The organism is Roseomonas sp. SRI_022 (assembly GCF_057586215.1).
In genome coordinates, this window is sequence record NZ_JBYCZL010000009.1 from 59,199 (window position 1) to 82,001 (window position 22,803).

Below are 22,803 nucleotides of genomic sequence, written 5' to 3' on the forward strand. Positions count from 1 at the left end.
TGGAGGGGCGGCGCCCCTCCAATCCTGCTCTGGCGCCCGACTCCGCGCCCCGCCTATTAGGCGGTCTGGTGAGAGGGGATCGCGATGGCGCTGACCGACGAACAGCAGCAGGAGATCGAGGCCGCGCGCGCCGCCGAGGGCCGCACGCGCCGCCCGAGCGTGCCGGCGCTGGAGGCGATGCTCTTCCAGGCCATCCCCGTGCTCGACCACGGCTTTGTGCGGGTGATCGACTACATGGGCGACGACGCCGCCATCGTGCAGGCGGCGCGGGTGTCCTATGGCCGCGGCACGCGCGCGGCGAATGAGGATCGCGGCCTGATCCGCTACCTGATGCGGCATCGCCACTCCACGCCCTTCGAGATGTGCGAGATCAAGTACCACGTGAAGCTGCCGATCTTCATCGCGCGGCAGTGGATCCGGCACCGCACGGCCAATGTGAACGAATATTCCGCGCGCTATTCAATCCTGGACCGGGAATTCTACATCCCGGCGCCGGATCAGCTCGCCGCGCAATCCGCGGTGAACCGGCAGGGCCGCGGCGACGTGCTGCAGGGGGCCGAGGCGGCCCGCGTGCTCGACCTGCTGCGCGAGGATGCGACGCGCAACTACGACCACTATCTCGACATGCTGAACGAGGACGACGACGGCGCGCCGCGCGATCCCGGCCGGCAGGGGCTGGCGCGGGAACTGGCGCGCATGAACCTCACGCTCAACGCCTATACGCAGTGGTATTGGAAGACCGACCTGCACAATCTGCTGCACTTCCTGTCCCTGCGTGCCGACGCGCACGCGCAGTACGAGATCCGCGTCTATGCCGAGGCGATGCTGGACACGGTGAAGGCCTGGGTGCCGATGGCCTTCGATGCCTTCCGCGACTATCGACTCGGCGCCGTGACGCTGTCGGCGCAGATGATGGGCATCGTGAAGCGCATGCTGGCCGGGGAGGCCGTCACGCAGGAAGGGTCCGGCCTGTCCAAGCGCGAATGGCGGGAACTGATGGAAACGCTCGGCCGCGATGCAGGCTGAACGTGCCGCGGCGATCCTCGACTTCCTCGCGGTCGTCGACCGGCTGAAGTCGGTCGAGCGCCGTGGGCGCGTCGTGCTGCCCGATGGCGCGACGCGGCGGGAGAACAGCGCGGAGCATTGCTGGTCCGTCGCGCTGATCGGCGTGCTGCTGCATGCGGAGATGGCGGGGCCGGTCGATCTCGGCCGCGCGCTGACCATGGTGGCGATCCACGACCTGGTGGAGATTGAGGCCGGCGACACCTTCGCCTATGACGCCGCCGGCCGCGCCAGCCAGGCCGCGCGGGAAGAAGCCGCGGCGGCGGTGGTCTTCGGGCTGCTGCCGGCGGAACTCGGCAGCCGGCTGCGCGCGCTGTGGGAGGAATTCGAGGCCGGCGAGACCCCCGAGGCCCGCTTCGCCATAGCCTGTGACCGCATGCAGGGGTTCCTCCAGAATGTGCTGTCCGGTGGCCAGGCCTGGCGGGAGCATGGCGTCACCCGTGCCGACACCCTGCCGCGCATGGGTCCGGCGATGGCGGTCGATCCGGTCTTCGCCACGTTGATCGGCCGGCTCTACGAACGCGCGCAAGAGGCCGAACTGCTCGGCCCGGTGGCATGAGCGGCAGCGCGAAGACCCGTGCGGCGCCGAAGCCGCGGGGGCGCACAAAGAAGGCGGCGGCGAGCCGCTGGGCGGCCCTCGGGCCTTCGACGCGGCGCTGGATCTTCATCGGCGGCTTCTGCTTCGCGCTGCTGGTGGGCCTGCCGCTGATGCATGCGCTGGTGGGGGAGGTGGGGGCGATCCTGCTCGGCACCTTCGCCTTCGGCTTCGTCGTGGGGCGGATGACGCAGACCCGGTGACGCCGCGCGCGTAACCATCTGCGCAGCGATGGCGAAATCCCGGGCAGACCATCCCCTGGGAAGCCCGCGATGACCCGCACCGACCGCATCCTGCGCCTGCTCGCCTGGCCGGCGGCATTCTGGATCGCCTATGAGTTCCTCTGGTACGAGCAGTACAAGCTGACCGGCCATCCGGGGTCGGTCGAATACATCTTCCAGCCGCTCGCTACCTGGTTCGGCATCCCGGCCTATGAGAAGCCGTTCCGGCTGACGGTCGCGAGCATGGAGATCCTCGCCTCGGTGCTGGTGCTGATACCCTGGACGCGGGCCTGGGGTGGGCTGCTGACGATCGGGCTGATGTCCGGCGCGATCTTCTTCCACACCATCGGGCCGATCGGAATCGACCCCTACGGTGATGGCGGCCAGCTGTTCAAGGAAGCGATCTTCACCTGGTGCATGGGCGTCTTCGTCGCCTATGCGCACCGGCAGGAGATCCTGTCCGTCGCATCGCGCTTCGGCCTGCCGGTGCCTGCCCCCCGCATCGGTTAGGTCGTGCACCCCGGCCGCGTTCTTCTCCCGCGGCCGGGGCGGCTTGCTCAGCGGCGGCGGACGCCCGAGACATCGCGCACCGCACCGCGCGACGCGCTGGTGGTCAGCGCGGCATAGGCCTTCAGCGCCGCGGTGACGTTGCGCTTGCGCGGTGCCGCCGGCTGCCAAGCTTCAGCACCCTTCGCTTCCATCGCCGCGCGGCGCTGTGCCAGCACAGCGTCCGACACAGCGAGGTGCAGGCGGCGGTTCGGAATGTCGATCTCGATGGTGTCGCCATCCTCGACCAGGCCGATCAGCCCGCCCTCGGCCGCCTCGGGCGAGCAATGCCCGATCGACAGGCCTGAGGACCCACCCGAGAAGCGCCCATCGGTGACCAGCGCGCAGGCTTTGCCGAGGCCCTTCGACTTCAGGTAGCTCGTCGGATACAGCATCTCCTGCATGCCCGGGCCGCCGCGCGGGCCTTCGTAGCGCACCAGCACCACGTCGCCGGCCTTCACCGCGCCGCCGAGGATGGCTTCCACGGACGCATCCTGGCTTTCGAAGACGCGCGCCGGCCCAGTGAATTTCAGGATGGACGCATCGACCCCCGCCGTCTTCACGATGCAGCCTTCCTCCGCGATGTTGCCGTAGAGCACGGCGAGCCCGCCATCCTTCGAGAAGGCGTGCTCGAGATCGCGGATCACGCCCTTCTCGCGGTCGCTGTCGAGGTCATCCCAGCGCGCCGACTGGCTGAAGGCGACGGTGGTCGGGATGCCGCCGGGGGCCGCGCGGAAGAAGGTCTGCACCGCCTCGGTCGGGCTGCGCTTCACGTCCCATTCGGCCAGCGCCTCGGCGAGGTTCGGCGCATCGACGCGGGAGACGGAGGTGTCGATCAGCCCGGCGCGGTCGAGCTCGCCGAGGATGCCCATGATGCCGCCGGCGCGATGGACGTCCTCGACATGCACGTTTTGCACGGAGGGTGCCACCTTGCACAGCACCGGCACGCGGCGGGACAGCCGGTCGATATCGGCCATGGCGAAGGGTACCTCGCCCTCCTGCGCCGCGGCGAGCAGGTGCAGTACCGTGTTGGTCGAACCACCCATGGCGATGTCGAGCGTCATCGCGTTCTCGAAGGCGGTGCGCGTCGCGATGGCGCGCGGCAGGACGGTCGCGTCGTCGGTCTCGTAGTGGCGGCGGGTGATCTCGACGATGCGGCGCCCGGCTTCGAGGAACAGCTGCTCGCGATCTGCATGCGTCGCGACGACGGTGCCGTTGCCCGGAAGCGCGAGGCCCAGCGCCTCGGTCAGGCAGTTCATCGAATTGGCGGTGAACATGCCCGAGCAGGACCCGCAGGTCGGGCAGGCCGACCGCTCGATCACCTGCACTTCCTCATCGGTGACGGAACTGTCGGCCGCGACGATCATGGCGTCGATCAGGTCGACCGACCGCTTCACGCCGCGATGGACGACCTTGCCGGCCTCCATCGGTCCGCCCGAGACGAAGACGGTCGGGATGTTCAGCCGCATCGCGGCCATCAGCATGCCCGGCGTGATCTTGTCGCAGTTGGAGATGCAGACCAGCGCATCCGCGCAATGCGCGTTGACCATGTATTCCACGGCATCGGCGATCAGCTCACGCGAGGGCAGGCTGTAGAGCATGCCGTCATGGCCCATGGCGATGCCGTCATCGACCGCGATGGTGTTGAATTCCTTGGCCACACCACCGGCCTTCTCGATCTCCCGCGCGACCAGCTGGCCGAGGTCCTTGAGGTGGACATGGCCGGGGACGAACTGGGTGAAGGAATTGGCGATGGCGATGATCGGCTTGCCGAAATCCCCGTCCTTCATTCCCGTCGCGCGCCAGAGGCCCCGCGCGCCGGCCATGTTGCGGCCATGGGTGGTGGTGCGGGAACGGTACTGCGGCATGCTGGGCTTCCTCGTCGCGGAGGCGGCCGGGCAGGGGGTGCCGGCCGCCATTGGGCGAGGGTGTAGCGCGGAAGGCCGCCCGCGCCAAAACGGGGTCAGTCGACCACGATGGCGGGCCCGGCCTCGGCCTTCGCACGCGCCTTCTCCCACACCCGCGCGGCGATGCGGCGATAGGTCGCGGCTTCTTCCGTCTCCGGCCTCGCGGTCACGATCGGCGTGCCGGCATCGGCCAGTTCCCGGATGGCGAGCTTCAGTGGCAATTCGCCCAGGAACTCGACGCCGAGCCGTTCCGCTTCGCGCTTCGCGCCGCCATGGCCGAACAGGTCGGCGCGGTGGTTGCAGTTCGGGCAGCAATAGTAGGACATGTTCTCGATCAGCCCGAGGACGGGGACGTTCACCTTCTCGAACATCCGCACGCCGCGCCGGGCATCGAGCAGCGCGACATCCTGCGGCGTGGAAACGATCACCGCCCCGGCCAGGGGCACGCGCTGGGACATGGTCAACTGGGCATCACCGGTCCCCGGCGGCATGTCCACGATCATGATGTCGAGCGGACCCCACTCGACCTGGCCCATCATCTGTTCCAGCGCGCCCATCACCATCGGGCCGCGCCAGATCATCGGCGTTTCCTCATCGACCAGGAAGCCGATCGACATCGCCTTCAGCCCCCAGCGGGACAGCGGCGTGATGCGGTTGCCGGTCGAACGCGGGCGTTCCCGCGTGCCGAGCATCTGCGGTAGGGACGGCCCGTAGATGTCGGCGTCCAGCAGCCCGACCTTGAGGCCTTGCATCGCCAGGGCGACCGCGAGGTTGACCGCCGTGGTGGATTTGCCGACGCCGCCCTTGCCGGAGGCGACGGCGACGATAGCGCCGACCTCAGGCAGCAGCATCGGTCCCTGGCCCGAGGGCGCCTTGGCAGCCTGGCGTGGTGTGGCCGGCTGCGGCGCGGCCTCCCGGTGCGCGGACAGCACGACCGTCGCGTTCAACACGCCGGGGACGGATGCGGCGGCCTCCTGGGCGGCGGCGCGCACCGGTTCCATCTGCGCGGCGCGCTCGCGCGGCACTTCGAGGGAGAACTGCACCAGCCCGTCACGCACCGCGAGGCCCTGGACCATGCCCGCGGAGACCACGTCGCGCCCCGTCGCGGGGTCCTTCACGGATCTCAGGGCCGCCGTCACTGCTTCCGCCAGAGTCTCAGCCATCGCTTGAAAAGCCCTCGTTACTGGACAATATCGCCTCCGCCGGGCGAGGTTGACGCTTCAAACGGGTCGCCCCCCGGCGGCCCGGCCGGCACGCATATGGTCGGCCGCGGCGTTCCATGCATCCCCACATGGCAGGCGCCGGGCGCGACGTCACCACCTGGAATCGAACGCGGAGGCCCAACGTCGAATGCCCTGGAACAACAGCGGCGGTCAGAGTCCCTGGGGAAACCCCAAGCCCGGTGGGCCGTGGGGCTCGCCGCCCCCGCCCGGTGGCGGCGGTCCCGGTGGCCCCTCCGGCGGTGGGCGCGGACCCGACCTCGATGACATGATCCGCCAGGCGCAAGACGCCGTGCGCCGGTACCTGCCAAGGGGCGGGGGGAAGGGGCTGATCCTTCTCGGTCTGGTGTTGGTGGCCTTCTGGGGTGCCTCGGGTTTCTATCGCGTGCAGCCGGACGAACAGGGCGTGGTGATGCGCTTTGGCGCATTCAACCGTGTCGCCTTCCCGGGCCTGAACTATCACGTCCCCTGGCCGGTCGAGACGGTGACGACGCCGCGCGTGACGCGCATCAACCGCGTCGATATCGGCTTCATCGGCACGCCGGAGGTGGGCGTCGTGTCCGGCCGGGTGCAGCCGGCGCGCGACGTGCTGGCCGAATCGCTCATGCTGACTGGCGACGAGAACATCATCGACATCGACGTCGCGGTGTTCTGGCGCATCCGCAATGCCGGCGATTTCCTGTTCAACACCCGTAACCCGGAAGCCACCGTGAAGTCCGCGGCCGAATCCGTGATGCGCGAGGTGATCGGCCGCACGCCGATCCAGCCCGCGCTGACCGAGGCGCGCGCGCAGATCGAGCAGGAGGTGCTGCGGGGCACTCAGGCGATCATGGACCAGTACCACGCGGGCATCGAGATCACGCAGGTGCAGCTGCAGAAGGTCGATCCGCCGGCGCAGGTGGTCGATGCCTTCCGCGATGTGCAGCGCGCCAATGCCGATCGCGAGCGCGCCCGCAACGAGGCGGAATCCTTCCGCAACGACATCATCCCCCGCGCCCGCGGCGAGGCCGAGCGCATCGTGCAGGAAGCCCAGGGCGTGCGCGAAAGCCAGATCGCCCGCGCACGAGGTGAGGCCGCGCGCTTCACCTCGGTGCTCACCGCCTATCAGGCGGCGCAGGACGTGACCGTGCGCCGCCTCTATCTCGAGACGATGGAGGACATCCTGCGGCGCAACCCGATGGTGATCGTCGATGACCGGCTGCAGGGCGTGGTGCCCTTCCTGCCGCTCGGCGAAGGTGCTGCTGTCCCGCGCCCGCAACAGGGCACGCTGCCGACGGTGCGGCCGGCACCCCTGCCGCCTGGCAGCGGCACCGCCGTCCAGCCCCGCACCCAGCAGGGGGCGCCGCGATGAACCGCTCTTTCATCGCCCTCGGGGCGCTCGCGGCCGTCGTCGTCACGGCGGCGTCGTCGCTGTTCACCGTGCACCAGACGCAGCAGGTGCTGATCACGCAGTTCGGCGAGCCGATCCGGGTCATCGAGAGCCCGGGCCTGCATGTGAAGTTGCCCTTCATCCAGTCGGTCATCACCTTCGACCGCCGGTTGCTCGACTTCGACGCGCCGGGCGAGGAAGTGATCCTGGGCGACCAGCGCCGGCTGATCGTGGACAGCTTCACGCGCTACCGCATCACCAACCCGCTGGTGTTCTACCAAACGGTCGGCGCGACCGAGCAAGGCATCCGCGCGCGGCTGAACTCGATCGTATCGTCGTCCCTGCGCCGCGTGCTGGGCAACGAGCCGCTGCTGTCGGTGCTGTCCACCGACCGTCCGCGCATCATGGGTGAAATCCGCGGCCAGGTGAACGCCGAGGCACGGCAGTTCGGCATCGAGGTGGTGGATGTGCGCATCCGCCGCGCCGACCTGCCGGAGGAGAACACCCAGGCGATCCTGTCGCGCATGCAGTCCGAGCGTGAACGCGTCGCCCGGGAAGCCCGCGCGGAAGGTGCCGAAGTGGCCCAGCGCGTGCGTGCCGGCGCGGAGCGCGAGCGCACCGTGCTGCTCGCCGAGGCGCAGGCGCAGTCCGACGTCCTGCGCGGCCAGGGCGAACAGGAAGCGATCCGCATCGTGGCCGAGGCATTCAGCCGCGACATCGAGTTCTTCCAGTTCTGGCGCAGCATGCAGGCCTATCGCGAGGCCTTCTCGGAAGGGCACACCCGCATGGTGATGACGCCTGATTCCGAGTTCTTCCGCTACTTCCGCGGCAGCGGCGGACGGCCCGAAGCGCCGGTGTCGCCGGCACCCGCGGGGGCGACGGCAACGACGCCTGCGCCCGCCGCGGCCCGGTCGCCGGCGCCTGCTCCGGCCACGGGCGCGCCGGCGCCGCAGTGACGCTGACCGGACTCCTCCAGGGCGTGGCCGTCGTGCTGGCCCTGGAGGGCATGGCCTATGCCCTGGCACCCGCCGCGATGCGCCGCGCGCTCATGACGCTCGCCGAGGCGCCGGAGCAGCGGTTGCGGCTGGGCGGGCTGGTCGCGGCCGTGCTGGGTGTCGCGCTCGCCTGGATGCTCAAGGGTGGGTGAATGGCCATTCATGGCGTTCGGGCAGCATTTCGTTGCATGATACCGGCTTCCATCCGACATCCGGATCGCCACATCCTTCGTCCTCGACCCGACCCGGATCATTCCGCATGAGGTTCCCGACCGTGCGCTTCGCTGCTCTGTTCCTGTCCGCTTCTCTGGCGATCGCCGCGATCGCCTCGCCCGCCGACGCGCAGCGTGCGCCGGAAACCTTCGCGCCCCTGGCGCGCCAGTTGCTGCCCGCCGTGGTCAACATCTCGACCACCCAGGCGGTGCAGGCCCGGCCCGGCCGGCCCGATGCGCCAGAGATGCCGCAGGCCCCGCCTGGCAGTCCGTTCGAGGAATTCTTCCGCGACTTCTTCAACCGCAACCGCCCGCCCGGCCAGGGTGAGGGGCCGCAGACGCCGCAGCAGCGCCCGCAGCGCCGCGGTCAGTCGCTCGGCTCGGGCTTCATCATCGATGCGCAGCAGGGCATCGTGGTGACGAACAACCACGTCATCGACGGCGCGGATGAGATCAACGTTATCCTGTCCGACAACACCACGATCCGCGCTGAGCTGCTCGGCACCGACCCGCGCACCGACATCGCGGTGCTACGCATCCGCACGGACAAGCCGCTGACCGCGGTCACCTTCGGCAATTCCGACGAAGCGCAGGTCGGCGACTGGGTGCTTGCGATCGGCAACCCCTTCGGCCTCGGCGGCTCGGTGACGGCGGGCATCGTCTCGGCGCGCGGTCGCGACATCCGGCAGGGCCTGTATGACGACTTCATCCAGACCGATGCGGCGATCAACCGCGGCAATTCCGGCGGCCCGCTGTTCAACATGGCCGGCCAGGTGGTCGGCATCAACACCGCGATCTACTCGCCGTCGGGTGGGTCGATCGGCATCGGTTTCTCGATCCCGTCCAACCTCGCCCAGCGCATCGTCGCGCAGCTTCGCGACGGCGGGCGCGTGCGGCGCGGCTGGCTCGGCGTGAACATCCAGCAAGTGACGGACGAGATCGCCGAGGCGCTGCGCCTGCCCAACGGTGCCCGTGGTGCTCTTGTCGCTCGCGCGCAGGAAGGCGGGCCGGCGGCGGCGGGCGGCATCCGCTCGGGCGACGTCATCCTGCGCTTCAACGGCGTCGATGTGCGGGAGATGCGCAACCTGCCGCGGATCGTCGCCGACAACAACGTGGGCGTGCAGGTGCCCGTCGTGATCTGGCGCGACGGCAAGGAGGAGACGGTCACCATCACGCTCGGCGAGTTGCCGGCGGATCAGGCGCAGGCGGCTGGCGGCAGCACGCCGACCCCGCCGCAGCCGGAACGTCCGGTGGAACTGACCGGCCTTGGCCTGCTGGTGGCGCCGATCACCGATGAGCTGCGCCAGCGCTTCAACCTGCGGCCCGAGCAGCGCGGCGTCGTGATCGTCGAGGTGGCGCCGAACAGCCCCGCCGCTGAGCGGGAACTGCGGCCCGGCGACGTGATCGTCGAGGTGCAGCAGGAGCGTGTGGCGACACCGGCCGAGGTGCAGGAGCGCATCGCCCGGCTGCGCCAGCAGAACCGTGGCGTCGCTCTGTTCGGGGTGGAAGGCGCGGGCGGCCAGCGCTTCGTGCCCTTGCGCCTGCGCGGCGAACGCGGCGCCCCGGGCTAAACGGGCACCAAGTCACGGCATTCCAAAGGGCACTGCCCTTTGGTGGGGGTGGTTCGGAGGGGGCAACGCCCCCTCCGTGTCTTTACAGCGGCGGCGCGAGTGCCCCCAGCGCATCGGCCAAGGCTCCGCCCTGCTCCAGCCGTCCCTGTTCGATCCCAGTGATCAGCTCCACCAGCTTGTCGGCGAGCGGCGTCGGCACGCCATGCCGGCGTGCTGCCGCGCGTACCGGTGCGAGCTGCGCCGCGACGTCCGTCGGCCGCTTGCGCACCGCGAGGTCGCGCCAGATGCCGCTATGCGATTTCGCTGAGCCGCGATTGTAGGTGACCATGCGCGCCATGGTCGCCTCGATCGCCGCCATGTCGGTGCCGGCGAAGGGTGTGGGGTCGAAGCCGTCGAAGCCGAGCGGTGCGACCTTCTCCGCCGCGGCCACCGACAGGATCTCCCGCACCAGGCCGATCACCAACGCCTTGCGCGCGGGGTCGGCGATGAAGTCGGCGATGGAATCATTGGTCAGCGCGGATGATTTCAGGATCGCGCCATAGCCGGCCTTGCCCCAGAGGTAGCCGAAGACGTTGTCGCTCAGCACCGCATCGGGTTCGAAGCTGTCGCGCAGCGCGGCGTGGAGCGTGGTGATGCGGGGCGTGCGTGAGCCATCCAGCTCGCCGACCACGACGGCGCCGCGCACGCCGTACATGATGCGGCCGGGCTCGAGGTAATCCGCGCCGAAATTGACGAAGGCGCCGATGGTGCGCTGTCGCCCGACGATGTCGGCAATCACCAGCTCGTTCAGCCCGTTCTGGCAGGAGACGACGGCACCGTCCTCGGCAAGGTGGGGGGCAAGGGCGCGCGTCGCGGCCTCGGTGTGATGGGCCTTCACCGCAAGGATGATCAGCTTGTGCCGCCCGGTGACCCGGTCGGGGGTGGCGGCGCGGCCGCCGGTGGTGAACTGCGCCACCGGGCCCTCGATGGTCAGGCGCCCGGCTTCGATCGCTGCGACGTGCTCCGGAACAGCGTCGACAAACAGCACCTCGTGCCCGGCGCGGGCCAGATGGGCGCCGATCGTGCCGCCGATCGCCCCCGAGCCCCAGATCACGATGGAATCCGCCATGGCTGTCGTCCCTTGCCTGTGTGGTCAGGGTCAGGCGTGACAGATTGTCTGTCAATCAGGTTGACGATCGGCAGACACGGTCGCAGGCTGCCGCGCCGTGTCGAGCAGCGCCACCCTTTCGGATCCGCAGACCCTCTCCGTCCGCCAGACGGCGGCCGAGCAGATCCGTGCGGCCATCGTGGCGGGCGAGTTGCTGCCGGGCCAGCGGCTTCCGGACCGCATGCTGGGCGAGCTCACCGGCGTCGGCCGCACCACGGTGCGGGAGGCGGTGCGCCAGCTGGAGGCCGAAGGGCTGATCACGGTCGTGCCGCATCGCGGGCCGACCGTCGCCGTGCTGACCGAACGGGAAACCCGGGACCTCTACGAACTGCGCGCCATGCTGGAGGGCCAGGCTGGACGGCTCTGTGCGCAGCGCGGCACGCCGGCGCAGGCGGAAGCCCTGCTGCGCGCCGTCGATGCGTTGGAGCAGGCCTGGCTGCAGCGGCAGATCTCCGGCGTGATGGACGCCAATGCGGACTTCTACGCAGTGCTGCTGGACGGTGCGGGGAATGAGGCGCTGCGCCAGGCGCTCGGCACCATCCACAACCGCTTGGCGCTGTACCGGTTCAGCTCGACACGCTGGCCGGGGCGGACCGCGCAGAGCGTCGTGGAACTCCGCGCCATCGCCGAAGCCATCGCCGCGCGCGATGCCGACACCAGCGAGCGCGCCAGTATCCGCCACATCGAGGCAGCGGCCGAACTGGCCCTGATCGTTCTGGCGGAACGCGCGCGCGGGGCGGCGCAGGACCGCCGGCGGCGCATCGCCATCCAGAAGGGAGAGTGAGCGTGGACCTCGAATTCACCGGCCGGGTCGTGGCCATCACGGGTGCCGCGACGGGCTTCGGCCAGGCGACGGCACGGGCCTTCGCCCGGCGTGGCGCGCAGGTCTTTGCGATGGACCTGGATGCGGCGGGCCTGGCCGAGACGGCCGCCGGGCTGTCAGGCATCATCACGGCGGTCGTCGATCTGACGGACCATGACGCGGTCGCCGGGTGGGTCGCCGGCATCGAGGCCGCGTCCGGGCCGGTCGGCGTGCTCGTCAACAATGCCGGCGGCGTGCTCGGTCGCCGCTTCGCCCCGATCGAGGAGACGCGATACGAGGATTGGCGTGCCATCCTCGACGTGAACCTCGATGCCGCCTTCCTGACCGTTCGCGCCGCGGCGGCGGGGATGAAGCGGGCCGGGGCGGGGCGCATCGTCAACATCAGCTCGGGCGCGGGGCTGCGCGCCTCGCGCACCGGGCTGCAGGCCTATACCAGCGCGAAGCACGCGATGGTTGGCTTCACGCGGCAGATGGCGCAGGAACTCGGGCCGTTCGGCATCACGGTGAATGCGGTGGCACCCGGGCTGTTCGCCGTCTCGCCGGGCACGCGCAGCCAATGGGACAGCTACGGCGCCGAGGGCCAGAAGCGCGTCATCGACGGCCTGGCGCTGCGGCGCATGGGGAGCGCGGAGGACATCGCCAAGGCGGTGCTGTTCTTCGCGTCCGACCTTGCCGACTACGTCACGGGGCAGGTGCTGCCCGTCAATGGCGGGTCCTTCTGACGCTTGCCGGTGCCGCCGCACGAACAACAACGCCATATCACGACCATCCATTTCCTCCCCCCGATCCGGAAGGGACCATCACGATGAAGCCGACGCCCATCACCCTCAGCCAGCCGGTGTCGATGCGCCGGCGCGTCATACTCGCCGGCGCCGCCGGGCTGGTGGCCGCGCCCGGCATCGTGCGGGCGCAGTCCGGCGCCTGGCCGAACCGGCCAATCCGCATCATCGTGCCCTTCGCGACCGGCGGCGGCACCGATGTCACCATGCGCATGCTGGCGCCGAAGCTCGGCGAGGTGCTGGGCCAGAACGTGGTCATCGAGAACCGCCCAGGCGCGGGCAGTACGCTCGGCACCGACTTCGTCGCGAAGTCGGCCCCGGACGGCTATACCTTCGTGCTGGCCACGCTGTCCTCGACAGGCATCGCTGCGACGCTGTACGCGAACCTGCCCTATGATCCCGTGCGCGACCTGACGGCGATCGCGCCGACCGTGTTCATCCCGACCAGCCTCGCGGTCACGACGAAGGGCTGGGACGTACGCACGCTCGATGCGTTCGTCGCGGCGCTGAAGGCGCGGCCGGGGGCGTATTCCTATGGCAGTTCCGGCATCGGCACGACAGGGCACATCGCCAGCGCGAACTTCCTCAGCCACGTGGGCGCGCGGGCGGAGCACGTGCCCTATCGCGGCGCCGGGGCGAGCTTCACGGCGCTGATCGCGGGCGAGACGCAGTTCACCCACGACATCCCCTCCCTGCTCAAGCCGTTCCACGAGGCCGGCCAGGCGAAGGTGCTGTTTGTGAACCAGGCGGAGCGCTCCACCTTGCTGCCGGACGTGCCGACGGCGGCTGAGGTCGGACTGCCCGACTACAAGGCCTATTCCTGGTACGGCATCTTCGGGCCGGCGAACCTGCCGGAGCCGGTCGTCACGCGCATGGCCGCGGCGATCGAGCAGGCGCTGGCCGATCCCACCACCTCCACCCGTTTCAACGACATGGGCACCCCGCCGATGCGCGGTTGGACGCCGCAGCGCTTCGCGGCCTACGTCGCCGATGAGGTGGTGGCTTGGGCGCCCTTGGTGCGCGCATCGGGCGCCCGGGTCGAATAGGGGCGCCCCGCCCGCCGTTGTTTCGACACGCGGGGCACTGATGGTGCCCCGCGATGCGCATGACCGAGTCCGTTCCGACGCCGCAGGACGGCCCCGCCGATTGGATCGGCGGGCTGGCCGCGGCCCTGCTCGGGCTGTTCGTCATCTACTCCGCCTTCGGCGGGCATATCCTGCCGCCCAGTGACACGGGCTGGATGCTGTCGGGGCGGATCGGCCCCGATCCCGTGCAGTACTGGCTGGGCTGGACGGCCTTCGCGAGGGACGCTTGGCACCTGCCGCCGGGGGCCAATCCCGGCTGGGGCATGGAACTGGCCTCCTCGGTCTTCTATTCCGATTCCATTCCCTTGCTCGCCTTCGCCTTCAAGGCGCTGTGGCCGGTCGTCGAGGTCACACAGTACTGGGGCCTGTGGATCTACGGCTGCGGCGCATTGCAGGCGCTGATCGCCTGGGCGCTGATCGGGCGGGTGACGCGGGACCCGCTGGCGCGGCTGGCCGGGGCGGGTCTGTTCGTCCTGCAGCCCCTGCTGCTGGGGCGATTGGGTGGGCATTTCGCTCTTGGCGGGCAGTTCCTGCTGCTGGCGGGGCTGTGGCTCTGCGTCGTGCCGGGGGCGGGGATCCGCCGGATGCTGGCCTGGGCGGCGCTGATGGCCGCGGCGGCGATGGTCCAGGCCTATATCCTGCCGATGGTCGGCGCGCTTTGGGCTGCGGATTGGCTGGCGCGGGCCGGCGATCCGGCGCGGCGCGGTGGCTGGCGGACCGTGGCCGAGGCGCTCGCCGCGCCAGCATCGGGCATTGCCGGGCTGTGGGCGGGCGGCTTCTTCCTGCTCGGCGGCGGCTTCGGCGGCACCTGGGGTGGCTATGGGCAGATGCAGCTCGACCTGCTCGCGCCCTTCGACGGCGGCTACTGGAGCGCCCTGCTGCCCGACATCACGACGGCCGACCATCTCGAAGCGGGGCTCTCCTATCCTGGGCTTGGTGCGCTGGCGGTGCTCGTGGCGGGGCTGATCGCCTGGATGCTGGGGCCACGCGGCACGCTGCTGCGGCGATACCGCATGCTGATCCTGGTGCTGGCCGGGCTGCTGCTGCTGGCGGTGTCGCACCGCGTCGCTATCGGCGGGCGGGTGTTCGCGGTCATCCCGCTGCCCGACTGGATCGTCGCCCACGCCGATGCGCTGCGCGCGTCGGAGCGCTTCTTCTGGCCTGTGCTCTACACCGCGTTGTTTGGCGCCTGCGTCGCGTTGGTGCGGCGGCTCGGCGGCAGGCGCGCCGGCTTCGTGCTGTTCGCCGCGCTGATGCTGCAGGCAGCCGATCTGCGCCCCGGCTTCGCGCGGCTGCACGACTACTTCATGCCGCAGCCGCCGACCGTGCCGCTGCGCCTGGCCGATCCGTTCTGGGCCGAGGCGGCGCGCCGCTACGCCTTCGTTCGTGTCGTGCCGACCGGCATGCAGGCGACAAACTGGGAGGAAGTGGCGGTCTATGCCGCCACGCTCGGGTTGCAGACGGATGCGGTTTATCTGGCGCGGCTCGACCCGCGCGCCGTGGATGCCCTCAACGCCCGGGTCGCGCAGCGTCTCGAGGCCGGCGAGCACGAGCCGCGCACCTTCTACGTGCTGGGCGATGCGGAAGCGTTGGCCCGCGCCCGCGCCGGGATGGATCCGTCGCGCGACCTGCTGGAACGCTTCGATGGGCGCTGGGTGCTGGCACCCGCCTGGCGGCTTCAACCCTCGGCGAATTCCGCCCCGCGATAGCCCTGGGCGAACAGCAGCGCGCGCAGGTCGCCATGTTCGACGCGCGCCCGCGCCGCCGCGGCGACCACCGGTTTCGCGCGGAACGCCACGCCGAGCCCCGCCGCCTGGATCATGTCGAGGTCATTGGCGCCGTCGCCCACTGCGAGCGTCGCGTCGAGCCCGATGCCTTCCTCCGCGGCGAGCCGCTTCAGCGTGGCGAGTTTCGCGTTGCGCCCGAGGATCGGGTCGGCGACATGACCGGTCAGCCGGCCATCGGCTTCGAGGAGCGTGTTCGAGTGGTGCTCATGGAACCCGACCAGCGCGGCGACGCGGCCGGTGAAAAAGGTGAAGCCGCCGGAGACCAGCGCGCAGCGGGCACCGCTGCTGCGCATCGTCGCGACCAGTTCGCGCGCGCCGGGCATCAGCTCGGTTTCTTCCCAGGTGCGCTGCATGGCCTCGACGGGCAGGCCCTTCAGCATGCCGACACGCTCGCGCAGCGCGCCCTCGAAATCCAGCTCACCGTTCATCGCGCGCTTCGTGATGGCGGCGATGCGGTCCTTGATGCCGGCCTGGCCGGCGAGTTCGTCCAGCGTTTCCGTCGTGACGATGGTGCTGTCCATGTCGGCGATCAGCAGCCGCTTGCGCCGGCCGGCCACGGCCTGGGCGATGACATCGACCGGCTGGCCGGCCAGCGCCGCGCGCGCGGCCGCATCTGCCTGGTCGGCCGCCAGGCCGGCGAAGGGCAGGTCCGCGGCTTCCCCGGGCGCGAGCCAATCCGGCGTGCCGGTCGTGGCGCCGATACCGGCGAGCGCGTCGCGCGCGGTGTGCAGCGCCGCGGTGGAAAGCCCGCCGGGCAGGGCGATCAGGGTCAGAACATGGTCCATGCGCGCGGGGGTATGCTCCTGCCATGACCGCGGATCAACCGCCCACGCTGCTGGTCGCCGGGCCGACCGCCAGCGGCAAGTCGGCCCTGGCCCTGGCGCTGGCCGAGCGCTTCGGCGGCATCGTGATCAACGCCGACAGCATGCAACTGTACCGGGAACTGCGGGTGATCACGGCCCGCCCGACGGCAGACGAGGAAGCGCAGGTGCTGCACCGCCTCTATGGCGTGCGTCCGGCGGCCGATGCGGCGAGCGTCGCCTGGTGGCGCGGCGAGGCGCTCGTTGCCATGGCGGAAGCCAAGGCGGCCGGTCGCTTGCCGATCCTGTGTGGCGGCACCGGACTCTATTTCGCGTCGCTGGCCCAGGGCTTGTCCGACATCCCTCCAATCCCGGATGCGGCACGGGAGGAAGCGCGGCGGTTGCTGGCTGAGGACGGGCCGGCGGCGCTGCATGCGCGGCTGCTGACGGCCGATCCGGAGACGGCGGAGCGGCTGCGACCCTCCGACAGCCAACGGATCGCCAGGGCCTGGGAGGTCTGGCGAGGCACGGGCAGGGGCCTCGCTGATTGGCAGGCCGGGGGTGGCACGGGACCGGCGCCATGGCGCTTCGCGGCCATCCTGATCGACCCGCCGCGCGATGCGCTGCGCGCGGCCATCGCGGCACGCTGGGACGCGATGCTCGCGGCCGGGGCGATCGAGGAGGTGCGCGCCCTGGTCGCGCAAGGCCTCGACCCGGCGCTGCCGGCCATGCGCGCGCATGGCGTGCCGGAACTCGCCGCGCATCTGGCCGGGCGGATGACCTTGGCCGAGGCTTCGGCGCGGGCCATCCTCAACACCGGGCAATACACCAAGCGGCAGGCGACCTGGTTTCGCCACCATGCGCTCGCGGATGTGTCTCGGGCGCATACGATCCATGCGCGTATCGCGGGTGTGGCGCAATTTTCGGAAAGTTTTAGTGCCGACGTCTTCGCTTTTGTTGATCGGATGCGTTGACGCGCCGCAGCGTGAGGTCTAAGGACGCCCCCTCGCCCGTGGGACCCTCTCGCGGGCGGCACGACCTGTCAGGAAAGAGAGAGAGACCCGATGTCCGCCGCCACCAAGCCCGCCAGCACCGAAGCCGCCCTGACGATGTCGGGCGCTGAGGTCGTCCTGCGCGCGCTCAAGGACAACGGCGTCGAGGTTATCTTCGGCTATCCGGGCGGGGCGGTATTGCCGATCTACGACGCGATCTTCCAGCAGAACGCCATCCGCCACATCCTGGTGCGCCACGAGCAAGCCGCGGTGCATGCGGCCGAGGGCTATGCGCGTTCCACCGGCAAGGTGGGCTGTGTGCTGGTGACCTCCGGCCCCGGCGCGACCAATGCGGTGACGGGTTTGGTGGACGCGCTGCTGGATTCGATCCCGGTGGTCTGCCTGACCGGCCAGGTGCCGACGCACTTGATCGGCAATGACGCCTTCCAGGAAGCCGACACTACCGGCATCACGCGGCCGGCGACGAAGCACAACTACCTGGTCAAGAAGTCGGAAGACCTCGCTCGGGTGGTGCATGAGGCCTTCTACGTCGCGAAGTCCGGCCGCCCGGGCCCGGTCGTGATCGACCTGCCGAAGGACATCCTGATCAACAAGGCGCCCTATACCGAGGCGCCGAAGAACGAGCACCGTTCCTACCGCCCGCAGACCGAGCCGGACGCCGAGCAGATCCGCAAGGCGATCGCCCTGCTGAAGGGGGCGAAGCGGCCGATTGTCTATGCTGGCGGCGGGGTGATCAATGCGGGGCCCGAGGCGTCGCGCCTGCTGACTGATTTCGTGCACATGACGGGCTTCCCCTGCACGAACACGCTGATGGGGCTCGGCGCCTTTCCGGCCGACGACAAGCAGTTCGTCGGCATGCTGGGGATGCATGGGACCTACGAGGCGAACCTCGCCATGCATGACTGCGACGTCATGCTGAACATCGGGGCGCGCTTCGACGACCGCGTGACGGGCCGGCTCAACGCCTTCTCGCCGGGGTCGAAGAAGATCCACGCGGATATCGACCCGTCCTCGATCAACAAGAACGTGCCTGTCGAGGTGCCGATCGTCGGCGATGCCGGCCGCGTGCTCGCCGCGCTGATCGCCGCGTGGAAGGCGGATGGCCAGGCGCAGGACAAGGCGGCGCTGACCACCTGGTGGCGGCAGATCGACGAATGGCGCGGCATCGACTGCCTGCGCTATCGCCAGGAAGGCAAGATCATCAAGCCGCAGCACGCGGTGAAGCGGCTCTACGAGATCACGAAGGAACTGGGCCGCGAGACCTTCATCTCGACCGAGGTTGGCCAGCACCAGATGTGGGCGGCGCAGTACTTCGGTTTCCAGAAGCCGAACCGTTGGATGACGAGTGGCGGCCTCGGCACGATGGGCTATGGCCTGCCGGCGGCGATGGGCGTGCAGATCGCGCACCCGGATGCGCTGTGCATCGATATCGCCGGCGAGGCCTCCATCCTGATGAACATCCAGGAGATGGGCACGCTCGCGCAGTACCGCCTGCCGGTGAAGGTGTTCATCCTCAACAACGAATACATGGGCATGGTCCGCCAGTGGCAGGAACTGCTGCATGGCGGGCGGTATTCCGAGAGCTACTCGGCGGCGCTGCCGGATTTCGTGAAGCTCGCGGAATCCTTCCATGCCAAGGGCATCCGCGTGACCGACCCGGCCGACCTCGATGCCGGCATCCGCGAAATGATCGCCTATCCCGGACCCGTCATCGCCGACATCGCGGTGGCCAAGGATGAGAACTGCTTCCCGATGATCCCCTCCGGTGCGGCACATAACGAGATGATCCTCGGCCCCGAGCAGGAGGGTGGTGTCGCCGGCGTCACCGACGAAGGCAAGGTCCTGGTCTGAGGGGCGCGTATCATGTCGGAGAACGGGAACGCGCAGCGCGCGGCGACCATCGCCGTGCTGGTGGAGAACGAGGCCGGCGTGCTGGCCCGTGTCATCGGCCTTTTCAGTGGCCGCGGCTACAACATCGACAGCCTGACCGTGGCACCGGTCGATGAGACCGGGCGGATCAGCCGTATCACTGTCGTGACCAGCGGCACCGAGATGGTGATCGAGCAGATCAAGGCGCAACTCGACCGCCTCGTGCCGGTGCACAAGGTGTCGGACCTGACGCTGGAGGGCCCGCACCTGACGCGGGAACTGGCGCTGATCAAGGTGGTGGGCAAGGGGGAGCACCGGATGGAGGCGCTGCGCCTCGCCGATGCCTTCCGCGCCCGGGTGGTGGATGCCACCGTCGAGAGCTTCGTCTTCGAGATGACCGGCAATGCCGAGAAGATCGACGCCTTCTGCGCGCTGATGCGGCCCATCGGGCTGGCAGAGGTGTCGCGGACCGGCGCGGTGGCGATCGCGCGGGGCCCGCGCGGAATCAACTGAGTTTCTGGACGTTCTGTAGAAGAAGGAGAGCGCAGCCATGCGCGTCTACTACGACCGCGATGCGGATGTGAACCTGATCAAGGCCCGGAAGGTCGCCGTCATCGGCTTCGGCAGCCAGGGCCACGCCCATGCGATGAACATGCGCGATTCCGGCGTGAAGGAGGTCGTCATCGGCCTGCGTCCCGGCGGTTCCTGGAAGAAGGCCGAGGCGGCCGGCTTCAAGGTGATGACCCCGGCCGAGGCTGCGAAGTGGGCCGATGTCATCATGGTGCTGACGCCCGACGAGCTGCAGGGCGACCTGTACCGCGACCACCTGCACGACAACATGAAGCCCGGCGCGGCGCTCGCCTTCGCTCATGGCCTCAACGTGCACTTCAACCTGCTCGATCCGCGCACGGATATCGACGTGTTCATGATCGCGCCGAAGGGCCCCGGCCACACGGTGCGCGGCGAATACCAGAAGGGCGGCGGCGTGCCGTGCCTGGTCGCGGTCCACCAGAACCCGTCGGGCAATGCACTGGAAATCGCGCTGTCCTATGCCTCCGCCATTGGCGGCGGCCGCTCGGGCGTGATCGAGACGACCTTCAAGGAGGAATGCGAGACCGACCTGTTCGGCGAGCAGGTCGTGCTCTGCGGCGGCTTGGTCGAGCTGATCCGCGCCGGCTACGAGACGCTGGTCGAGGCCGGCTACGCCCCCGAGATGGCGTATTTCGAGTGCCTGCACGAGGTGAAGCTGATCGTCGACCTCATCTATGAGGGCGGCATCGCGAACATGAACTACTCGGTGTCCAACACCGCCGAGTATGGCGAATACGTCACCGGCCCGCGCATCATCACATCCGAGACCAAGGCCGAGATGAAGCGCGTGCTCGAGGACATCCAGTCCGGCAAGTTCGCCCGCGACTGGATGCTCGAGAACAAGGTGAACCAGGCCTCCTTCAAGGCGACCCGCCGCCGCAACGCTGCGCATCCGATCGAGGATGTGGGCGCGAAGCTGCGCGCCATGATGCCCTGGATCAGCAAGAACGCCCTGGTGGACAAGGCGAAGAACTAAGCCGCGACGCATCGCGGATGCAAAAAGGGCGTCGGGGGGAAACCCTCGGCGCCTTTCTTCTATGTGCCGAGGAACACCGTGCGCAGAAACGCACGGTACAGTACGACCTGCCGCGCCAGCAGCGGCGGGTCGCGCATGACGCGGGAAATGGTGATCCCGCCATCGATCACCACGGCAATCATGTCAGCGAGTGCGTCGAGATCGACTGGCACCTTCGGCGGATACCGCGCCGCGATGGCATCCAGCCTTTCGCGGAATCGCACGCGCCAGGCGAGCGCGGCTTCGCGCGCCAGCGCGCGCACCTCCCGGTCGAACAGTTGTTCCTGGTAGCAGACCGAGGCAACCATGCAGCCGGGATGCACCTCGGTCATCGCCGCCATCATGTCGGCGAACATCTTCAGCGCGACGAGGAAGCCGTGCAGCGGATCGTCGTTCAACTCATCCGCGCGTGCGAACAGATCATCGAGGATGACGCGGTCGCGTTCGATGTAGCGCAGCAGCAGCGCCTTCGCGAGCGTGCCCTTGTCGGGGAAATGGTAGAAAAAGCCGCTCTTCGAGATGCCCGCGCCGGCGATCAGTTCCTCGATCGAGGTCGCGCCGAAGCCCTTCTGCAGGACGGCGGCCTCCGCCAACTCCAGGATCTTGTCGCGGGCGCTCTCCCGCTTCAGGGTGGTTGCGCTCATGGCATGACTGTACCGCAGGTGCAGTCGGCTTGTGCGCCGAATCACGCCGGGTGGTTTGGGCCTCGGCCAAACTATCCGCAACGCCTTGAGACGCGGGCTTTTTCTCAAACCGACCGGACCGCACCACGGGACGGGTAGAGAGAAAGGCCCCTTCAGCGCGACACCCTCGCCGTCAACAACGACAGACAAGGATGACCGCCATGGCCACCGACCTGCGGGGCAACCCGCTGACCTGTTCCACCGAGGCCGCACGCCGGCTCGATGTCGCGATGACCAAGTTCCACATCTACCAGGCCGACCCGATCGCCGAGATCGACGCTTTGCTCGCCGAGCAGCCCGATTGCGTGATGGGGCATGCGTTGCGCGCAGGCATCCTCGCGACCACGACCGACAAGGCCTTCGACAGTGAGTTGCAGCCGACACTGGCCGCCGCCGAACGCCTGGCGTCGCGCGCCAATACGCGGGAGCAAGCCTATATCGCCGCCGCCCGGCGCTGGGCCGACGGCGATCTCACGGCGGCAACTGAAACCTGGGCCGGCATCGCCATCGCCCATCCGACGGACCTGCTGGCGGTGCAGTTCGCGCAACTCGGCGATTTCTTCCTCGCCCAGTCGCAGATGCTGCGCGACCGCGTCTCCCGCGTGCTGCCGCGCTGGAACCGGGACATGCCGGGCTATGGATATCTTCTCGGCATGCATGCCTTCGGCCTGGAGGAATGCGGCGACTACGCCCGCGCCGAGGCGGTCGGGCGGGAGGCGCTGGTCTCCGACAAGCGCGACGGCTGGGCTGCGCATGCCGTGGCGCATGTGATGGAGATGCAGGGGCGTGCCGCGGAAGGTGCCGACTTCATGCGTAGCACCGCGCCGGGCTGGTCGCCGGACAGCCTCTTCGCCTACCACAATTGGTGGCACGTCGCGCTGTTCTGCATCGACCAGGGCGACGTCGCCGGGGCGCTCCGGCTGTTCGATGAGCGTGTGTCGGCGGGCGGCTTTGGCCAGGCGCTGGAGGCCATCGACGGGTCCGCGCTGCTGTGGCGGCTGTGGGTGCTGGGGCATGATGTGGGCGCCCGCTGGTCGCTGCTGTCCCAGCCCTGGGCCGCGCGTGCCTCCCACGGCATCTACGCCTTCAACGATGTGCACGCGATGATGACCTTCGTCGCCACCGGCGATCACGCGGCGCAGCGCGAGACGATGGCGACGCTTGAACGTGCGGCGGCGGGGCTGGAGACGAATGCCATGATGTCGCGCGACGTCGGGCTTCCGCTGGCGCGTGGCCTCGCGGCCTTCGGCCAGGGCGACTATACCGGCGCGGTGCGTCACATCCTGCCGGTGCGCGGCATCGCCAACCGCTTCGGCGGCAGCCACGCCCAGCGCGACGTGCTGTCCTGGACGTTGTGCGAGGCGGCGATCCGCGCTGGCGACGCACGGATGGCCGAGGCGATGGTGGCCGAGCGCCTCGCGCTCAAGGAAGGCAGCCCGGTCGCACAAGGCTGGGCGATGCGCGCGCGGGCCCTCACGCCTCCGATGGCGGCGTGATGCGACGGGGGCGGTGC

Annotated in this window: 22 protein-coding genes; 17 read left to right on the top strand and 5 right to left on the bottom strand. The window is 69.4% G+C overall.

Annotated elements, in window-relative coordinates:
• Window positions 1–84: 84 nt before the first annotated feature.
• The 4 genes from thyX (at window position 85) to AC2YHJ_RS11035 (ending at window position 2,388) form a co-directional block, all read left to right on the top strand.
• Window positions 85–1,026 (top strand): FAD-dependent thymidylate synthase, encoded by a 942-nt coding sequence (thyX, locus tag AC2YHJ_RS11020; RefSeq protein ID WP_487395991.1) that lies wholly within the window; start codon window positions 85–87, stop codon window positions 1,024–1,026.
• On the top strand, window positions 1,016–1,621 hold the full coding sequence (locus AC2YHJ_RS11025) for an HD domain-containing protein (protein ID WP_487395993.1): 606 nt from the start codon (window positions 1,016–1,018) through the stop codon (window positions 1,619–1,621). The genes thyX and AC2YHJ_RS11025 overlap by 11 nt, the downstream gene beginning before the upstream one ends.
• The gene (locus AC2YHJ_RS11030; protein WP_487395995.1) at window positions 1,618–1,860 is read left to right on the top strand and encodes a hypothetical protein; all 243 of its coding nucleotides are present in this window, start codon (window positions 1,618–1,620) and stop codon (window positions 1,858–1,860) included. Before AC2YHJ_RS11025 ends, AC2YHJ_RS11030 begins: the two co-directional genes overlap by 4 nt.
• A gap of 69 nt (window positions 1,861–1,929) precedes the next feature.
• Window positions 1,930–2,388, top strand: coding sequence for a hypothetical protein (locus tag AC2YHJ_RS11035; RefSeq protein ID WP_487395997.1), 459 nt, complete (start codon window positions 1,930–1,932; stop codon window positions 2,386–2,388).
• A 47-nt stretch (window positions 2,389–2,435) separates the two neighbouring features.
• On the opposite strand, the gene ilvD is transcribed toward AC2YHJ_RS11035, so the two are convergent.
• A complete protein-coding gene (gene ilvD / locus AC2YHJ_RS11040; protein ID WP_487395999.1) occupies window positions 2,436–4,292 on the bottom strand; it encodes a dihydroxy-acid dehydratase in 1,857 nt (618 codons plus the stop codon).
• A 95-nt stretch (window positions 4,293–4,387) separates the two neighbouring features.
• The gene (locus AC2YHJ_RS11045; protein WP_487396001.1) at window positions 4,388–5,494 is read right to left on the bottom strand and encodes an Mrp/NBP35 family ATP-binding protein; all 1,107 of its coding nucleotides are present in this window, start codon (window positions 5,492–5,494) and stop codon (window positions 4,388–4,390) included.
• 349 nt (window positions 5,495–5,843) lie between these two features.
• On the opposite strand from AC2YHJ_RS11045, the gene hflK reads away from it, so the two are divergent.
• From hflK to AC2YHJ_RS11065, 4 genes are all read left to right on the top strand, one after another.
• A complete protein-coding gene (hflK, locus tag AC2YHJ_RS11050; protein WP_487396003.1) occupies window positions 5,844–6,902 on the top strand; it encodes an FtsH protease activity modulator HflK in 1,059 nt (352 codons plus the stop codon).
• Window positions 6,899–7,876 carry a protease modulator HflC gene (hflC, locus tag AC2YHJ_RS11055; RefSeq protein WP_487396005.1) on the top strand — a complete coding sequence of 326 codons (978 nt, stop codon included), beginning with the start codon at window positions 6,899–6,901 and terminating at the stop codon, window positions 7,874–7,876. Before hflK ends, hflC begins: the two co-directional genes overlap by 4 nt.
• Window positions 7,873–8,067 carry a DUF2065 domain-containing protein gene (locus AC2YHJ_RS11060; RefSeq protein WP_487396006.1) on the top strand — a complete coding sequence of 65 codons (195 nt, stop codon included), beginning with the start codon at window positions 7,873–7,875 and terminating at the stop codon, window positions 8,065–8,067. Before hflC ends, AC2YHJ_RS11060 begins: the two co-directional genes overlap by 4 nt.
• A gap of 107 nt (window positions 8,068–8,174) precedes the next feature.
• On the top strand, window positions 8,175–9,698 hold the full coding sequence (locus AC2YHJ_RS11065) for a DegQ family serine endoprotease (RefSeq protein WP_487396007.1): 1,524 nt from the start codon (window positions 8,175–8,177) through the stop codon (window positions 9,696–9,698).
• A gap of 82 nt (window positions 9,699–9,780) precedes the next feature.
• On the opposite strand, the gene AC2YHJ_RS11070 is transcribed toward AC2YHJ_RS11065, so the two are convergent.
• Window positions 9,781–10,806, bottom strand: a complete 1,026-nt coding sequence (locus tag AC2YHJ_RS11070) for a ketopantoate reductase family protein (RefSeq protein WP_487396009.1) — start codon at window positions 10,804–10,806, stop codon at window positions 9,781–9,783.
• Between the two features lie 97 nt (window positions 10,807–10,903).
• On the opposite strand from AC2YHJ_RS11070, the gene AC2YHJ_RS11075 reads away from it, so the two are divergent.
• From AC2YHJ_RS11075 to AC2YHJ_RS11090, 4 genes are all read left to right on the top strand, one after another.
• On the top strand, window positions 10,904–11,629 hold the full coding sequence (locus AC2YHJ_RS11075; protein ID WP_487396011.1) for a GntR family transcriptional regulator: 726 nt from the start codon (window positions 10,904–10,906) through the stop codon (window positions 11,627–11,629).
• Window positions 11,630–11,631: 2 nt separating this feature from the next.
• Window positions 11,632–12,390: an SDR family NAD(P)-dependent oxidoreductase gene (locus AC2YHJ_RS11080; protein ID WP_487396013.1), complete on the top strand. Its 759-nt coding sequence runs from the start codon at window positions 11,632–11,634 to the stop codon at window positions 12,388–12,390.
• A gap of 83 nt (window positions 12,391–12,473) precedes the next feature.
• The gene (locus AC2YHJ_RS11085) at window positions 12,474–13,493 is read left to right on the top strand and encodes a Bug family tripartite tricarboxylate transporter substrate binding protein (protein WP_487396015.1); all 1,020 of its coding nucleotides are present in this window, start codon (window positions 12,474–12,476) and stop codon (window positions 13,491–13,493) included.
• Window positions 13,494–13,552: 59 nt separating this feature from the next.
• A complete protein-coding gene (locus AC2YHJ_RS11090; RefSeq protein ID WP_487396017.1) occupies window positions 13,553–15,241 on the top strand; it encodes a DUF6311 domain-containing protein in 1,689 nt (562 codons plus the stop codon).
• Here the strand turns inward: AC2YHJ_RS11090 and serB are convergent.
• Complete coding sequence (gene serB, locus AC2YHJ_RS11095) at window positions 15,211–16,104, bottom strand: phosphoserine phosphatase SerB (RefSeq protein ID WP_487396018.1); 894 nt, start codon at window positions 16,102–16,104, stop codon at window positions 15,211–15,213. The genes AC2YHJ_RS11090 and serB overlap by 31 nt on opposite strands.
• 23 nt (window positions 16,105–16,127) lie before the next feature.
• On the opposite strand from serB, the gene miaA reads away from it, so the two are divergent.
• The 4 genes from miaA (at window position 16,128) to ilvC (ending at window position 20,568) form a co-directional block, all read left to right on the top strand.
• A complete protein-coding gene (gene miaA / locus AC2YHJ_RS11100; protein WP_487396020.1) occupies window positions 16,128–17,093 on the top strand; it encodes a tRNA (adenosine(37)-N6)-dimethylallyltransferase MiaA in 966 nt (321 codons plus the stop codon).
• A 90-nt stretch (window positions 17,094–17,183) separates the two neighbouring features.
• Complete coding sequence (locus AC2YHJ_RS11105; RefSeq protein WP_487396022.1) at window positions 17,184–18,983, top strand: acetolactate synthase 3 large subunit; 1,800 nt, start codon at window positions 17,184–17,186, stop codon at window positions 18,981–18,983.
• A gap of 12 nt (window positions 18,984–18,995) precedes the next feature.
• Complete coding sequence (gene ilvN, locus AC2YHJ_RS11110; RefSeq protein ID WP_487396024.1) at window positions 18,996–19,514, top strand: acetolactate synthase small subunit; 519 nt, start codon at window positions 18,996–18,998, stop codon at window positions 19,512–19,514.
• 37 nt (window positions 19,515–19,551) lie between these two features.
• Entirely contained in the window at window positions 19,552–20,568 is a 1,017-nt protein-coding gene (ilvC, locus tag AC2YHJ_RS11115; protein ID WP_487396026.1) for a ketol-acid reductoisomerase, read from the top strand.
• Window positions 20,569–20,627: 59 nt separating this feature from the next.
• Here ilvC and AC2YHJ_RS11120 read toward each other — a convergent pair whose 3' ends face one another.
• A complete protein-coding gene (locus AC2YHJ_RS11120) occupies window positions 20,628–21,251 on the bottom strand; it encodes a TetR/AcrR family transcriptional regulator (protein ID WP_487396028.1) in 624 nt (207 codons plus the stop codon).
• Between the two features lie 200 nt (window positions 21,252–21,451).
• Between AC2YHJ_RS11120 and AC2YHJ_RS11125 the strand changes: the two genes are divergently transcribed.
• The gene (locus tag AC2YHJ_RS11125; RefSeq protein ID WP_487396030.1) at window positions 21,452–22,786 is read left to right on the top strand and encodes a tetratricopeptide repeat protein; all 1,335 of its coding nucleotides are present in this window, start codon (window positions 21,452–21,454) and stop codon (window positions 22,784–22,786) included.
• The last annotated feature ends 17 nt before the right edge of the window (window positions 22,787–22,803 follow it).